Annotated in this window: 16 protein-coding genes; all 16 read left to right on the forward strand. The window is 46.6% G+C overall.

What is annotated here, in order from left to right:
* Positions 1-7 precede the first annotated feature (7 nt).
* The 16 genes from J4N37_RS21480 to J4N37_RS21555 all read left to right on the forward strand — a co-directional run bounded on the left by J4N37_RS21480 (position 8) and on the right by J4N37_RS21555 (position 12,484).
* On the forward strand, positions 8-775 hold the full coding sequence (locus tag J4N37_RS21480; protein ID WP_171358501.1) for a DUF3450 domain-containing protein: 768 nt from the start codon (positions 8-10) through the stop codon (positions 773-775).
* Positions 776-2,143, forward strand: a complete 1,368-nt coding sequence (locus J4N37_RS21485) for a MotA/TolQ/ExbB proton channel family protein (protein ID WP_038883194.1) — start codon at positions 776-778, stop codon at positions 2,141-2,143. It abuts the gene before it with no gap.
* Complete coding sequence (locus tag J4N37_RS21490; protein ID WP_071235250.1) at positions 2,143-2,697, forward strand: MotA/TolQ/ExbB proton channel family protein; 555 nt, start codon at positions 2,143-2,145, stop codon at positions 2,695-2,697. The genes J4N37_RS21485 and J4N37_RS21490 overlap by 1 nt, the downstream gene beginning before the upstream one ends.
* The gene (locus tag J4N37_RS21495; RefSeq protein WP_005432634.1) at positions 2,694-3,098 is read left to right on the forward strand and encodes an ExbD/TolR family protein; all 405 of its coding nucleotides are present in this window, start codon (positions 2,694-2,696) and stop codon (positions 3,096-3,098) included. The genes J4N37_RS21490 and J4N37_RS21495 overlap by 4 nt, the downstream gene beginning before the upstream one ends.
* Positions 3,098-3,718, forward strand: a complete 621-nt coding sequence (locus J4N37_RS21500) for an energy transducer TonB (RefSeq protein ID WP_010453289.1) — start codon at positions 3,098-3,100, stop codon at positions 3,716-3,718. The genes J4N37_RS21495 and J4N37_RS21500 overlap by 1 nt, the downstream gene beginning before the upstream one ends.
* Entirely contained in the window at positions 3,715-4,887 is a 1,173-nt protein-coding gene (locus J4N37_RS21505) for a tetratricopeptide repeat protein (protein WP_252042258.1), read from the forward strand. The genes J4N37_RS21500 and J4N37_RS21505 overlap by 4 nt, the downstream gene beginning before the upstream one ends.
* Positions 4,888-5,059: 172 nt before the next feature.
* The gene (locus tag J4N37_RS21510; RefSeq protein ID WP_252042259.1) at positions 5,060-5,905 is read left to right on the forward strand and encodes a CPBP family intramembrane glutamic endopeptidase; all 846 of its coding nucleotides are present in this window, start codon (positions 5,060-5,062) and stop codon (positions 5,903-5,905) included.
* A 136-nt stretch (positions 5,906-6,041) separates the two neighbouring features.
* A complete protein-coding gene (locus tag J4N37_RS21515) occupies positions 6,042-6,671 on the forward strand; it encodes a PepSY-associated TM helix domain-containing protein (protein WP_252042260.1) in 630 nt (209 codons plus the stop codon).
* A 22-nt stretch (positions 6,672-6,693) separates the two neighbouring features.
* The gene (locus tag J4N37_RS21520; protein ID WP_252042261.1) at positions 6,694-7,233 is read left to right on the forward strand and encodes a DUF2271 domain-containing protein; all 540 of its coding nucleotides are present in this window, start codon (positions 6,694-6,696) and stop codon (positions 7,231-7,233) included.
* 16 nt (positions 7,234-7,249) lie between these two features.
* Positions 7,250-8,080 carry a DUF4198 domain-containing protein gene (locus J4N37_RS21525; protein ID WP_252042262.1) on the forward strand — a complete coding sequence of 277 codons (831 nt, stop codon included), beginning with the start codon at positions 7,250-7,252 and terminating at the stop codon, positions 8,078-8,080.
* Between the two features lie 44 nt (positions 8,081-8,124).
* On the forward strand, positions 8,125-8,445 hold the full coding sequence (locus J4N37_RS21530) for a hypothetical protein (protein WP_005432620.1): 321 nt from the start codon (positions 8,125-8,127) through the stop codon (positions 8,443-8,445).
* On the forward strand, positions 8,442-8,993 hold the full coding sequence (locus J4N37_RS21535) for a DUF6162 family protein (protein ID WP_252042263.1): 552 nt from the start codon (positions 8,442-8,444) through the stop codon (positions 8,991-8,993). Before J4N37_RS21530 ends, J4N37_RS21535 begins: the two co-directional genes overlap by 4 nt.
* A 74-nt stretch (positions 8,994-9,067) precedes the next feature.
* Complete coding sequence (locus J4N37_RS21540) at positions 9,068-9,991, forward strand: metal ABC transporter solute-binding protein, Zn/Mn family (protein ID WP_182052551.1); 924 nt, start codon at positions 9,068-9,070, stop codon at positions 9,989-9,991.
* Entirely contained in the window at positions 9,991-10,725 is a 735-nt protein-coding gene (locus tag J4N37_RS21545) for a metal ABC transporter ATP-binding protein (protein ID WP_252042265.1), read from the forward strand. The genes J4N37_RS21540 and J4N37_RS21545 overlap by 1 nt, the downstream gene beginning before the upstream one ends.
* Positions 10,725-11,600 (forward strand): metal ABC transporter permease, encoded by an 876-nt coding sequence (locus J4N37_RS21550; protein ID WP_005432612.1) that lies wholly within the window; start codon positions 10,725-10,727, stop codon positions 11,598-11,600. Before J4N37_RS21545 ends, J4N37_RS21550 begins: the two co-directional genes overlap by 1 nt.
* A 14-nt stretch (positions 11,601-11,614) precedes the next feature.
* Positions 11,615-12,484, forward strand: a complete 870-nt coding sequence (locus tag J4N37_RS21555; RefSeq protein ID WP_252042266.1) for a metal ABC transporter solute-binding protein, Zn/Mn family — start codon at positions 11,615-11,617, stop codon at positions 12,482-12,484.
* The last annotated feature ends 173 nt before the right edge of the window (positions 12,485-12,657 follow it).

The following is a 12,657-nucleotide window of genomic DNA, read 5'->3' on the forward strand; positions in this document are numbered from 1 at the left end:
AACTCGTATGAATCTAATGAAATCAAGTATCGCTCTGTTGATCTCATCGGTTTTGATTCCCGTTCACGCGGAAAATCTTAACGATGCACAAGCAGTGCAGAGTAAAACAAACCAAGCGTCGGCAGTGAGCCAAAAGCGCATTGATGCAAGTGCAGAGAAGTCTTTGTCTCTAGAAGCTGAAATTGAGCAGCTACAAGAAGAAGTCAGCAACTTGAAGATTTATCGTGATCACCTGTCAAATCTTGTCGATAGTCAGAATGACGAAGTAGCAAGTTTGAATGAGCAAATTGAGCAGATCGCTCAGACTCGTCAAGGCGTAGTGCCTTTGATGTACCACATGCTCGATGGCCTTAAAACGATCGTGGCTAATGATAAGCCTATTCGCAAAGCACAGCGTGAAGAGCGTATTGCTAAACTCGATGCCATGATGACCCGTGCGGACGTCGCGGATGCTGAGAAATTCCGTCGAATTCTAGAAGCGTACCAAATTGAAATGGACTATGGCACTAAGATCGGTGTTTACCAAGGTAAGATTGCTTTGGACAGCAACGATCAAGTTGAAGCCGATATTCTTTACCTAGGCCGTGTGTCGCTTATTGCGCGCAGCCTGTCAGGTGAACATTTCTGGAGTTGGTCTCAGCAACAAAAAGCATGGCAAGCCGTTGGAACGGAACAGAAAGCAGAACTCGATAACGCATTCGCGATGGCGAACAAACAGATTGCACCGAGCATGCTTACTTTGCCTGTGTCTCTAAACGTTGCGGAGGGCAAATAAATGATGAAGAAATGGCTATCAGTCGCATTGATTTCTAGCGCTGCGCTTCTACCGCACACCACATTTGCAAGCGATACTTTGCTGCAGAAAGCACAGCAAGAGAACCGCCAACAGCAGTCACACAACGTGGCTCGTGAGTCTGGCTTTAAGCAAACTCAACAAGAGCTGCAAGCAATGAAAAACAAGCTTGTAGCAGAGCGTGTAGCGTTACAGGCAGAAGCTGACACGCTTGGCGTGACGTTCAGTGAAAATGAAGCAGAGCTTGCACAGCTAGAAGAAAAACTGCGCCTTGAAACAGGCAGCTTAGGTGAGTTGTTTGGTGTGGTTCGCCAAAATGCAAAAGAACTGGAAGCAGAACTTAAGCACTCTGTTACTGGTGTAGACGCAAACTCTTACCAGCAAAATATCGCCGACATTGTTGCCGCTAAATCACTACCAACATTGCCACAGCTTCAAGCAATGTGGCGCAGCATGGAAGAGCAAGTCAAAGCAAGTGGCGAGATAGCGAACGTGTCCTTCTCATTGCTTGATGGTGAAGGGCGTGAGCAAACCGTTGATGGTGTCCGCCTTGGCTCAATGGCGCTGTTGAACGATGCGGGTTACGTAAAATGGAATGGTCAACGCGGTGATGCAGTTAGCTATCTCCGCCAACCAGAGAATGGTCCAACGGCAAGCAGCGTAAAGGCTGGTGAAATCGATGCCGTAGTGATTGACCCATCTCGTGGCATTCTACTTGAGCAATTAGCAAATTCACCAACCATGGCCGATCGCCTGAACGCAGGTGGTGTGGTTGGTAAGATCATTCTTGGCTTGTTAGCGATTGGTTTGATCATCGCGTTGGTTCGCGGTGTGTCACTAATGATTGCTCGTCAGAAAATCGCCAAACAGCTTAAGAATCCAGCTCAACCAGAAGATAACCCACTCGGTCGTATCTTAGCGGTTTACCACAAAGACAAGCACCGCAGTGTAGAAGCGCTTGAGCTTCGTCTACTAGAAGCTGTCGTGGATGAGCAAACGCACCTTGAGAAAGGCCTATCAATGCTGAAACTGCTTGCGGCTCTGGCGCCGATGCTTGGTCTACTGGGTACAGTAACAGGCATGATCGAAACGTTCCAAGTGATCACTCAGTTTGGTAACGGTGACCCGAAAGTGATGGCTGGTGGTATCTCAATGGCATTGGTGACCACTGTACTTGGTCTCGTTGCAGCAATGCCGTTGCTTCTGGCACACAACGTATTAAGCTCTCAAGCAGAGAACATTCGCAATATTCTTGAGAAGCAAGGCATTGGCCTTGTGGCAGAACAAGCTGAGCGTGATATGCCAAAAGGCCAAAAAGCACCGAATACAGTAGCGGAGAACGCAGCGTAATGGAGCAGATCCTACTCAACACATTGGGTTTGATCAGTGAGGATTGGGCCTCAACCTTGATGCGCTTTATGCAGCAAGGTGGCCAAATCCTATGGTGGTTGGCAGCCGTAGTTGCGGTGTGCTGGTTACTGGTTATGGAGCGTGTTCTTTACCTAACAATGGAATTTCCAAAGGTGAAGAAACAGCTTTGTGCGCAGTGGTTAGCAAGAGCCGATCATCACTCTTGGTACGCGCATCAAATCCGCGAAGGATGGATAGCTAAAGCGCACATTGAACTGCGTCAAAACCTATCAACGATTAAAGTCCTTGTGGCCATTTGTCCAATGCTAGGTCTATTAGGAACGGTAACAGGTATGATTACGGTTTTTGATGTGATGGCCACACAAGGCAGCAGCAATCCTAAATTGATGGCTTCTGGTATTTCACTTGCGACGTTGCCAACCATGGCAGGTATGGTCGCAGCACTTGCTGGCATGTTTGTGCATGCGCGCTTAAGCAAAGTGTGTGAACGCAAAGCCCTCCAGTTAGAACAATCTTTAAGGAGTCAGAAGTGAGACTCGGACGTAGAACCAATCGACAGGATGAAGCACAGATCGACTTAACCTCGATGCTGGATATTGTCTTCATCATGTTGATCTTCTTCATTGTGACTAGCTCATTTGTGCGTGAGTCTGGTGTGGAAGTGAATCGCCCTCAAGCATCGAATGTCGTTAGTCAAAAAGATGCGGGCATTTTTATTGCGGTAACTGCTGCAAATGATGTGTACATCGATAAACGTTTGGTGGATATCGAGCGTGTGGAAGCCACCATCGAGCACCTATTGCTTGAGCAGCCAGATGCATCGCTTGTGATTCAAGCTGATGAGCATGCTTACAATGGTACGGTTGTGAAAGTCATGGATGCGGCGAAGGGCGCTGGTGTGAAGAACATTGCTTTGGCGGCGGAGAAACCTTAATGAAAAGGCTATTACTCGCGCTACCAGCATCAGTTTTGATCGCGGTGAGCTTGTTTAGCTTTATGGCGTGGATGGTCGATAAGGGCAATCAACGTGCACCTAAACCTTCGGAGGCGGTGCGCTTTGATATGGTGATGGTAGAGAATGATGCTGATGTTCAACGTCGTCAACGCTCTGTACCTGAGCAGCCTGAACCACCAGAATCGCCAGAGCCGATGGACGTGTCTCAAGCGGAAACCCAAGTAGAGCCAATGAGCCAAGTAACGCCAATCAGCGCATTGGGTTTGAATACTGCGCTGGATGGTATCGCGATCAGTGCGCCGAACTTAAAAGGCAGCATGGGCAACCAACAGGCGATAATGCTTTACAGCCCAGAGCCTCGTTACCCAAGTAAAGCGGTTAAGCGGAAGATCGAAGGCTACGTGACGATGCGCTTTACTATTGATGCGACAGGCCGTCCTAAAGACATTGAAGTGATAGATGCTAAACCTAAGAGAATGTTCGAGAAAGAAGCCATTCGTGCATTGAAAAAGTCGAAGTATCAGCCGAAGGTTGAAAATGGTGTAGCGGTCGAGCGCTTTGGGCAAACCAGAAGAGTGGAGTTCAAGTTAGCTAAATGATGAAGCAATTCTTAATCGGAGCGGTATTAAGCCTGAGCGCTTTTACCACTGTCGCGAATGAACTGAGTCAGTACACGGCGACTCGTGTTCAACGTGCTCACAACCTGGCGCAAGAAGAAAAGCTGCAAGAAGCCATTTCCACGCTCGAAGGTCTCGACTTATCTCGTGAGTATGATCAAGCGTTTGTTGCTCGCATGCTGGGTATTTTCTACTGGCAGAATGAGCAAGTTAAGCCTGCTATCAAGCAATTGGAGATCGCAGTAAATAGCGGTCTTTTGAATGACGAGCAAGCTTGGCAAACACGAAAAATGTTAGCGGATATGCTGTTAAATGAGCAGCAGTTTTCTAAAGCTCTGCCTCACTACTACGACTTGAGCAAATCGGTGCCAAAGACTCAAAAAGCGCACGATATTTGGTTGCGCATCGCGCAGTCTCACTATCAGTTGAGTCAATGGAACAAAGTGCTCTCTGCAATGGCTCGTTATGAGAAACTGGGCCAGCCAGATGAGATGGCGCCTCTGTCGATCAAATTGTCTGCAGAGCTTGAGCTGAAAAAGTGGAAACCTGCCATTGTTACGATTAAACGCCTGATTGCGATTGAGCCTGAGCGTGTGGAATGGTGGCGACAGCTTGTTGCTCTGTATTTACGTGTTGGTGATGACAAGCGTGCTCTGGATTCTCTCGCTCTTGCAAAATTGCAAGGTGTCGCGTTGAACCAAGGTGATTTGAGGCTTCTCGCTCAGTTGTATGGCAAGCGTGGTATTCCAGAGCGAGCTGCACAAATATTAGGTGAGCTGAATGACATAAACTCAGACAGCAAACTTAAAGCACAACAAGCAACGTACTGGCAGATGGCCAAGGAATGGGATAAGTCGATTGCAAGTTGGCGCGTGGCTGCAAAGTTGGACCGTCAATATTACTGGAACTTGTCTCAACTGCTTGTTCAAGAGGGGCAATACAAAAATGCGCTAGTTGCCTTGGACGAGGTTTCTGGGCGTAAAGCTGATGTGGCATTAGTGAAGACTCGTGCTTACTATAAGCTGAAACGTCTAGAAGATGCGTTAGCGAATGCCAAGCGCGCGAACGAGATTGAGCCATCAACCCAAGCAGAGAGTTGGGTGAAATACTTGTCTCAACTGCGCAAAGCAAAAGCGAGCCAGAATAGCTAAGTCCAATTGTAAATAGGCACGTATTGGTGCTCGAAAGACCCGGGATAACTCTCGGGTCTTTTTGTTTGTAAACAGTGAATCTGGTTCGATCTGTTTTTAAATATCATAACGTTATATTACCTCCATTCAGCGTTAAGACTGGAACGTCAGTTTTTCTTATAAGGACAGTACTATGAATCTCGATTCTGCTATCTGGCTATGGGGCCCACTTATACTAGCGATAGGTGCGGTGTTTTTTCGGCAAAAGGTGGTTGCTCTGGTTTTACTTGGACTCACTTTGCTGAGTGCTCTGTTTATCGGTCGGATAGAGCTCACCGCATTCGTAAGTACTTTAGTGGTTTTGGGTGTTGCGTATCGACTGCCCATGTTGGCGTCGAACCAAAAAACGAAGCCCGTTTATTATTTGGGCTGGAGCGTTGTGATTATTTGGTGTGTGATGCTCTTTGTGCATGTCATTCCGGGTTTCAATAATCTGCAAGTTCTTGACAAAGTGACGGCAGGTCCACTGAGCGCACCTTTCTCGATGTATCTGAATTTAGACAAGCCGCTGGCTCTCTTTGCTCTCTTTCTCGCTTATCCTTTTTTGCTGGGCGGAGAGGCTAAAGGCAGAGTAAAGCCTGCATTGCTGGTGATGATTCTGCTGCTTTCGCTGCTGCCTATTGCCGCTATGCTTGGTGCATTAAAGCCGGAGTTGAGTCTGCCATCATGGTGGTGGCTATTTGCGTTGAACAACCTAATACTTACTTGTGTGGCTGAAGAAGCGCTGTTCCGAGGGTTTGTACAGCAATCATTTTCCCGCCGTTTTGATTGGCGACTAGGTTTGGTCATCGCTAGCATCTTGTTCGGCTTGGCTCACTTTGCTGCTGGTCCTCTACTTATTGTATTCGCAACGTTGACGGGACTGGGCTACGGACTGGTATTTCATTTCACTGGCCGTTTATGGTGCGCGGTGTTAGCCCATTTCTTATTTAACTTCTGCCATTTGGTGTTCTTCACTTATCCCATTTTAGCTCGATAAACTTCTCTTTATCTGCTCCCGTTGTTTTTAGCGGGAGCCTGACGTTTACTCTAAACGTAAACAATGTAAATTAAATGCCAATACGAATGATTATCACCTAAATTGAGCCCTCATTTATTGGTGATGATTGTTTCCTATGTTGCTCAAAAGCAAAGGTGTGCAAACTTGGGCCCGCCGTCTGCACATTTACATTTCTATGGCTCTTTTATTGGTGACGCTGTTCTTTGCGATAACTGGCATCACACTAAATCGCCCAGAACTGTTCGAGCGCAGTGAACCCATCATTCAGCAACACACGCTGACCATTCCGAATGAACAACTCTTTGCTAACGAGGGAAGTTTTCAACCTAATCGAGCAGCACTACTGAGTTTCCTCACCCAAGAAACAGACTTACGAGGCACGCCATCAGCACTTGATGTGTACACCGAGGTTGAGGACGGCGAGCTGCTCATTGGTGAGCTTTCTTTGGATTTCAAAGGTCCAGGTTACAACGCGACGGTATTTGTTGATATGACGACCGGTGAAGCTGAAGTAGAAACCACCAATTACGGCATTGTCGCACTATTAAACGACCTACATAAAGGTCGCAATAGCGGAGATGTTTGGAAGTGGTTTATTGATATCACAGCTTTGCTGATGGTCTTTTTTGTTTTGACTGGTGTGTGTCTGCTACTTCCAAAGAAGAAGACTTTTAGAACCTCAATGCAGTGGATGTCTTTTGGCACTGTGTTGTCACTTATTATTTATTTTGCTGCTGTGCCATAGCGGCCTATTCAGAGAAAATCCGATGTTAAACAAAGGTCGATTCTTTCGTCACAACTCCTTTTGCAAAGTAGCTTTGATTGCTGCCTTAGCACCTTTGCCTCTGCTGGCAGCTCCTTTTCCTGATAATGCCAAAGTCGATTTTGAGTTTGAGTTACCAAAGATTGATACCTCGATGTATGCAAGACCTTATGTCGCAGTGTGGATCGAAGATGAAAAGCGTAAACCAGTCAAAACCATTCAACTTTGGGTAGGTAAAGATGAGTGGTTAAAAGATCTTCGTAGCTGGTGGCGCAAAGTGGGTCGTTATGATCGTGAACTCGTCGATGCTGTAACGTCAGCCACCCGTCCAGCAGGCCAATACCGATTCGTTTGGGATGGTACTAATGATGATGGCCAACGCCTTGAGCAAGGTAACTACACGCTGCACGTAGAAGTGGTACGTGAACACGGTGGCCGCAATTATGTACGTCAAAAAATGCAGTTGGCGGACAGTGAAGTGCGCTACCAAATCAAACCAACGGAAGAGACGGGCGTAATCACCGTCAATTACCAAGTTAAGTGATAGAGAAGGAATAATAATGAAAGCAAAAATGAAAGCGGTGGCACTCGCAAGCGTAATGGCGATGGGGTTAGCAGCGGCGACAACAGCACAAGCGCACCCACGTTGGGTTCTACCTTCTCATTTCACGGTATCGAAAGAAGGTGGTGATTGGCTCACGTTCGATGTGACCGCATCTCATGGGACGTTTGTTTTTGATAAACCAGCAGGCAGTGAGCAAGCGTTTGTGATCATGCCGGATGGCCGTTCTGAGCGTCCTAACTTTGTTGTGCGTGGCAAACGCCGCTCGATGTTTGACTTCTATTTCGAAGAGGAAGGCACACACAAGGTCGCGATCAACAATCAACCTAGCTACTACACCCAATATAAAGCAGGACGTCGTGACACGGTTAAATGGGCAAAAGCGAGTAAAGCTGACCGTGCGAGCGTTATTCCGGAAAAAGCGCGTGATGTGGTGACTCAGCTAAGCTACACCCGTGCGGAAAGCTACGTAACAGTGGGCATGCCAACAGAAAAAGCATTGGAAATTGAAGGCAAATTGCTTGAGATGAAGCCGCTTACGCACCCTTCAGACATCATTGAAGGTGAAGAAGTGATCTTCCAATTTTTCTTTAATGGGGAACCTCAACAAGGTGTGACTGCGGAAATTACTCGTGAAGGTACGCTTTACCGCAACCATCAAGAGCAAATCGATGTAGTGAGTGATAAAGACGGCAAAATTACATTCACGCCGGAAGTGGCGGGCCGTTACCTGATGAAAGCCAACCACAAAGGTGAGCTGAAAAACGACCCACTAGCAGATAAAGCCAGTGTGAATGTTCATCTGACTTTTGAAACGCAACTTAACTAATCAAAGCTTGGCTCAGTGAAACACTGAGCCATTTTGGATACACCATGAAAAACCTTTCAATTCTTAAAGTCTCAGCTATTTTTGCTGGTTTTATTTCCTTTCAAGCAGCGGCGCATTTTCCATTGATGAGTTGCCATCTAGAGCAAGAAAAAGTGATATGCGAAGCGGGCTACTCTGATGGTTCAACTGCAGTGGATTACGATGTTGAGATGTACGATTACGATGACAACTTGATAGCCAAAGTAACCACAGACAAGCGTTCGATTGCTGAATTTACTCATCCTCAAACGGACTTCTACCTTGTCTTCGATGCTGGTCATGAAAACCCAGTAGAAGTGGATGTGGTTGAGTTAAAAGAGAAATGATTACGCAGAAAGTTCGCCCAGATAATGGCAGTCGTGAAGGCAAATGGGTTGCTCTGACCATTGCTGGCATTCTCGCCATATCAACGCTTTTGCTGCCTTATCATCAAACCGAATCAGAGCATACTGAAGCACTCGCACATCAAGTATTGATTACCGATCTTGAACAAGAAGAGCTTGCCATGATTGCTGATCTCAAACTTGCACATGAGGAAATCCGTGATCTTCGTATTGATGAAGGCCAATGGCCAGAAATCAGTGAGCTGGAAGAGTTTTGGGTTGCTCCATTTGTTAAAGACCAAAGCTGGCAGCGCAAAGGCTCTCATGAGTGGCAAAAACTGGATGCAGGTCTTTACATTGGTGTGAGACAAGGTGAAAAGGGCTCGGCTTCGATGCTCTTAGATAGTCGTCATGAGCAAGCCGATATCTGGCTCTCTGCATCAGAGTCACTGGGGCAATTGAGTCACCTTATCCAGCAAGACGAGCGAAAGCAAAATGGCTGGTATCAGGTTGTCTTAATGCCTTCATCCACTGCTACGCATGCCCACTAAGTCGTTATGAACCATCAATATTGCGATCAATAAGCCATCACGTTCAATAAGTAACCATCAATATGATAACAACTATGAAGAAACGCGCCTTCTTACGTCGAATTCTAACGGCATGTACATTACTGGCCGTATCCACTTCAACCTTCGCAGAGAAGCTGAACATAGGTATTACCTTGCAGCCTTACTACAGCTATGTCAAAGCGGTGGTCGGAGATAAAGCGGAGATCATTCCTTTGGTCGATGCAGGCTTTAATCCTCATAACTACTTGCCACAACCGAATGATCTTAAGCGTTTGAACCAAATGGATGTGATTGTCGTGAATGGGATTGGCCATGACGATTTTGCACTAAAAGTGATCCAAGCGGCTCAACGTGATGACCTAGTGGTGATAGAAGCAAACAAAGAAGTACCGCTGTTACCAGCAATGGGGCAATCAGTCGGCAAAGGCGCGGTGAATCCACATACGTTTGTTGGCCTATCGACTACGATTCAAAAGGTTTACACCATTGCGAGTGAGCTGAGCAAACTTGACCCAGAAAATGCCGCTTTTTACCGTAAAAATGCGCGAAAGTACGCCAAAGCGTTTCGCCTTCTAAAGCGTGATGCCATGTTGTCACTTGGGCAGTTAGATACGGCAGGCATGAAGGTTGCGACCACACACAATGCTTACGGTTATATCTTGCAAGAGTTTGGTGTCGATGTTGCAGCGGTGATTGAACCAGCACACGGTGTTGAGCCAAGTGCTAGCCAACTTCAAGAAACCATCGAGAAGATCCGTCAATCTGGCATTGATGTGCTGTTTTACGAACTCAATATGCCTAACCGCTTTGTCGATACGATCGAAGAAGCGACTGGCGTACAGCTTTACCGTTTTTCTCATATGACCCATGGCGAGTACGAAGCCAATAAGGTTGAAGTTGAAATGCGTGAAAACGTCGCGACGCTTATTGAAGCAATGAAGTTCGTCGCAAGCAAACACGCGCAGGAGAAAGCGTGATGCCAGGTCCTTCTATTTCTCTTAACGGGGTAGGCCTGAAATATGGTGACAACCTCATTCTGCAAGGTATTCAAACCCAGTTCGAGGCGGGGCAATGCCACGTCATTATGGGGCCTAACGGTGGTGGTAAGACATCCCTTTTGCGTTCAGTGTTGGGCTTAACGCCTTTTACGGGTGATATCTCGGTACATTGGCCAGATCCAAAGCAGACGCAACAAGCAGGACAAATTGGTTATGTGCCTCAAAAGGCTGTGTTTGAAGCCAGTCTGCCACTGACAGTCATGGACTTTGTATTGCTGAATCAAACACGCGTTCCGCTGTTTTGGCGACGTAAGTCTAAGCAAACTCAACAAGCACTGGCTCAGTTAGAGCGAGTGGGGATGGCAGCGCGCAGTGACCGTCGCATGGGACAACTATCAGGTGGTGAACAACAGCGGGTATTGTTTGCTCAAGCTTTGCTAGACGACCCAAGTTTACTTGTCCTAGATGAGCCAACAACAGGTATGGACGAGCAAGGGGTTCGTTACCTAGAGGGTTTGATTCATGAAGTGGTTGCAGAGGGGAAAACAGTTCTCGCTGTACATCATGATGTAACGGCTGTGCGTCGTTTGGATGCCCAAGTCCATGTTGTGAATCGTCAGATAGTCGCGTCAGGACATCACTCTGAAGTGTTAAGCCCAGAGCGAATTGAGTCTCTGTTTAAGCACTACACCGCGAAAGTGGAGGCTGCATAATGGATTGGTTAAGAGAACTGGCCCTGCATGGCGTTGAAGCGGGTTGGTTAAGCGACAGTTTTGCTTATGCGTTTATGGTTAACGCGATTGTCGCTGCGTTAATTTTGGGGCCTTTGTTGGGCGGTTTGGGCACGTTGGTGATTGCCAAGCGTTTGGCGTTCTTTTCTGAAGCCGTCGGTCACGCAGCTCTGACTGGTATTGCGATTGGTGTCCTGCTGGGCGAGCCACCAGAAAATCCATTTATTGGACTGTTTAGTTTCTGCATGATCTTCGCTTTATTGCTGCATTTCGTGCGAAATCGAACCAATGTTCCATACGATACACTCGTCGGGGTATTCCTCGCGCTGGCTTTGGCAGTTGGTGCTGCCTTGCTGATGTATGTGGCACGAAAAATCAATATCCACATGTTAGAGAACGTTCTGTTTGGCTCAATCCTGACGGTGACAGACAGAGATATTACGATTTTGGCGGTGAGTTGCTTGATCATTTTATTGTTGCTGATCCCGACATTTAACCGCATTTTGTTGACTTGCATCAGCCCAGATATTGCTCGTGTTCGAGGCTTTAATACCAGCTTCTACGACTACCTGTTCGTTATGATGATCACGCTTGTCACCATTGCGGCAGTGAAGATCATTGGTGCCGTGTTAGTGGGCGCGCTGCTACTTATCCCAGGGGCTACAGCACGTCTACTTACTAAGAGAATGGGTAGCTTTGTGTTGCTGTCATCCTTACTCGCAACCATCGCATGCTTGGTGGGGACGGTCTTACCGATGGAGTTGGAACTTCCGGTGCCATCTGGCGCTTCGATCATTATCGTTTCTGCCATTTTCTTTTTAACCGCAACGATGTACCGCATCGTACGTAAAGCCTAGTCAGGTATCTAAATATGAATACGAAAAAGCTAATCATCGGGTTGGGCATAATAGTAGCGAGCGCATATACGCCACTTACTGTTGCTAAAGACATTCTCACCAGTACCCCTGTCACTTACATGCTGTCACAGCAGTTGATGCAAGGCACAGGCATTGAAACTAGTTACTTACCACCTAAGCGATATGGCATTGAGCGTTTAGTTAACTGGTTTGGGAGCAAGGGTCAGCAACAAGTGATTAAAGCGGGACAGGATGCAACAGTTGCGATCACGTTGGGGGCTATTTGGCATCAAGATCCTACCTTTGTTTATGCTCGACAGGGGAATGTTCGCCTAATTGAGGTTGATGCTTCCCAAGCTATTTCTCCAAGGGCGCAAGGGGTTGCGGCGTTGAAACTAGAAAACGGCGAAACGTCTAAATTTGCCTGGATGAACCCGACCAACTTGATTCGGATGGCTGCGATTGTCGGTGAGGATCTGCAAAAAATATACCCTCAATATCAAGAGCGAATTGAGAAGAACCAACAAGCATTGATGTTGAATGTACGAGAGCTTATTAATCAACAACAAGAAGTCATTTTCGAAAAAGAGATCGATTCGGTGGTATTGTTGGGAAAATCGTTAGAAGATTTCGCATCAGGTAATCAATTGTTTGTTGTCGATCGTCAATTCAAACCTGAATTGGAATGGACTGACAAAGAGAAACTATCTTTAAAAGCTCAATTTGAGGAAGATAAAACTCTGTGGTTGATCACAGATAAGCGACCGTCAAAAACACTGATTTCATTAGTAGCACAGGATCGCATACTGCAAATTGACGTTATTGACCGTTGGGGAAGCAAAGGTATCAAAACTGAGAAGCCACTCGCACGCTGGCAGTTGTAACACGCAAAACTCCACACAAATTATGAAGGGAACTGAAAAGTTCCCTTTTTTTATGTGATCTTGCTTAAGAATTAACCACAAATACCACCAATTGCATAAGAAAGTATTTGTTTCATTTATGTTTCATTACTACTTTGTTATCTGTTCGTTGCGATCTGGTTGCTGATTTTGCT

The organism is Vibrio sp. SCSIO 43153 (assembly GCF_023716625.1).
Classification (GTDB): domain Bacteria; phylum Pseudomonadota; class Gammaproteobacteria; order Enterobacterales; family Vibrionaceae; genus Vibrio; species Vibrio rotiferianus.

What these genes read in the sequence shown, in the direction of transcription:
- J4N37_RS21480 (WP_171358501.1), top strand. Translation starts at nt 8, where the DNA reads ATGAATCTAATGAAATCAAGTATCGCTCTGTTGATCTCATCGGTTTTG.
- J4N37_RS21485 (WP_038883194.1), top strand. Translation starts at nt 776, where the DNA reads ATGATGAAGAAATGGCTATCAGTCGCATTGATTTCTAGCGCTGCGCTT.
- J4N37_RS21490 (WP_071235250.1), top strand. Translation starts at nt 2,143, where the DNA reads ATGGAGCAGATCCTACTCAACACATTGGGTTTGATCAGTGAGGATTGG.
- J4N37_RS21500 (WP_010453289.1), top strand. Translation starts at nt 3,098, where the DNA reads ATGAAAAGGCTATTACTCGCGCTACCAGCATCAGTTTTGATCGCGGTG.
- J4N37_RS21505 (WP_252042258.1), top strand. Translation starts at nt 3,715, where the DNA reads ATGATGAAGCAATTCTTAATCGGAGCGGTATTAAGCCTGAGCGCTTTT.
- J4N37_RS21510 (WP_252042259.1), top strand. Translation starts at nt 5,060, where the DNA reads ATGAATCTCGATTCTGCTATCTGGCTATGGGGCCCACTTATACTAGCG.
- J4N37_RS21515 (WP_252042260.1), top strand. Translation starts at nt 6,042, where the DNA reads ATGTTGCTCAAAAGCAAAGGTGTGCAAACTTGGGCCCGCCGTCTGCAC.
- J4N37_RS21520 (WP_252042261.1), top strand. Translation starts at nt 6,694, where the DNA reads ATGTTAAACAAAGGTCGATTCTTTCGTCACAACTCCTTTTGCAAAGTA.
- J4N37_RS21525 (WP_252042262.1), top strand. Translation starts at nt 7,250, where the DNA reads ATGAAAGCAAAAATGAAAGCGGTGGCACTCGCAAGCGTAATGGCGATG.
- J4N37_RS21530 (WP_005432620.1), top strand. Translation starts at nt 8,125, where the DNA reads ATGAAAAACCTTTCAATTCTTAAAGTCTCAGCTATTTTTGCTGGTTTT.
- J4N37_RS21535 (WP_252042263.1), top strand. Translation starts at nt 8,442, where the DNA reads ATGATTACGCAGAAAGTTCGCCCAGATAATGGCAGTCGTGAAGGCAAA.
- J4N37_RS21540 (WP_182052551.1), top strand. Translation starts at nt 9,068, where the DNA reads ATGAAGAAACGCGCCTTCTTACGTCGAATTCTAACGGCATGTACATTA.
- J4N37_RS21545 (WP_252042265.1), top strand. Translation starts at nt 9,991, where the DNA reads ATGCCAGGTCCTTCTATTTCTCTTAACGGGGTAGGCCTGAAATATGGT.
- J4N37_RS21550 (WP_005432612.1), top strand. Translation starts at nt 10,725, where the DNA reads ATGGATTGGTTAAGAGAACTGGCCCTGCATGGCGTTGAAGCGGGTTGG.
- J4N37_RS21555 (WP_252042266.1), top strand. Translation starts at nt 11,615, where the DNA reads ATGAATACGAAAAAGCTAATCATCGGGTTGGGCATAATAGTAGCGAGC.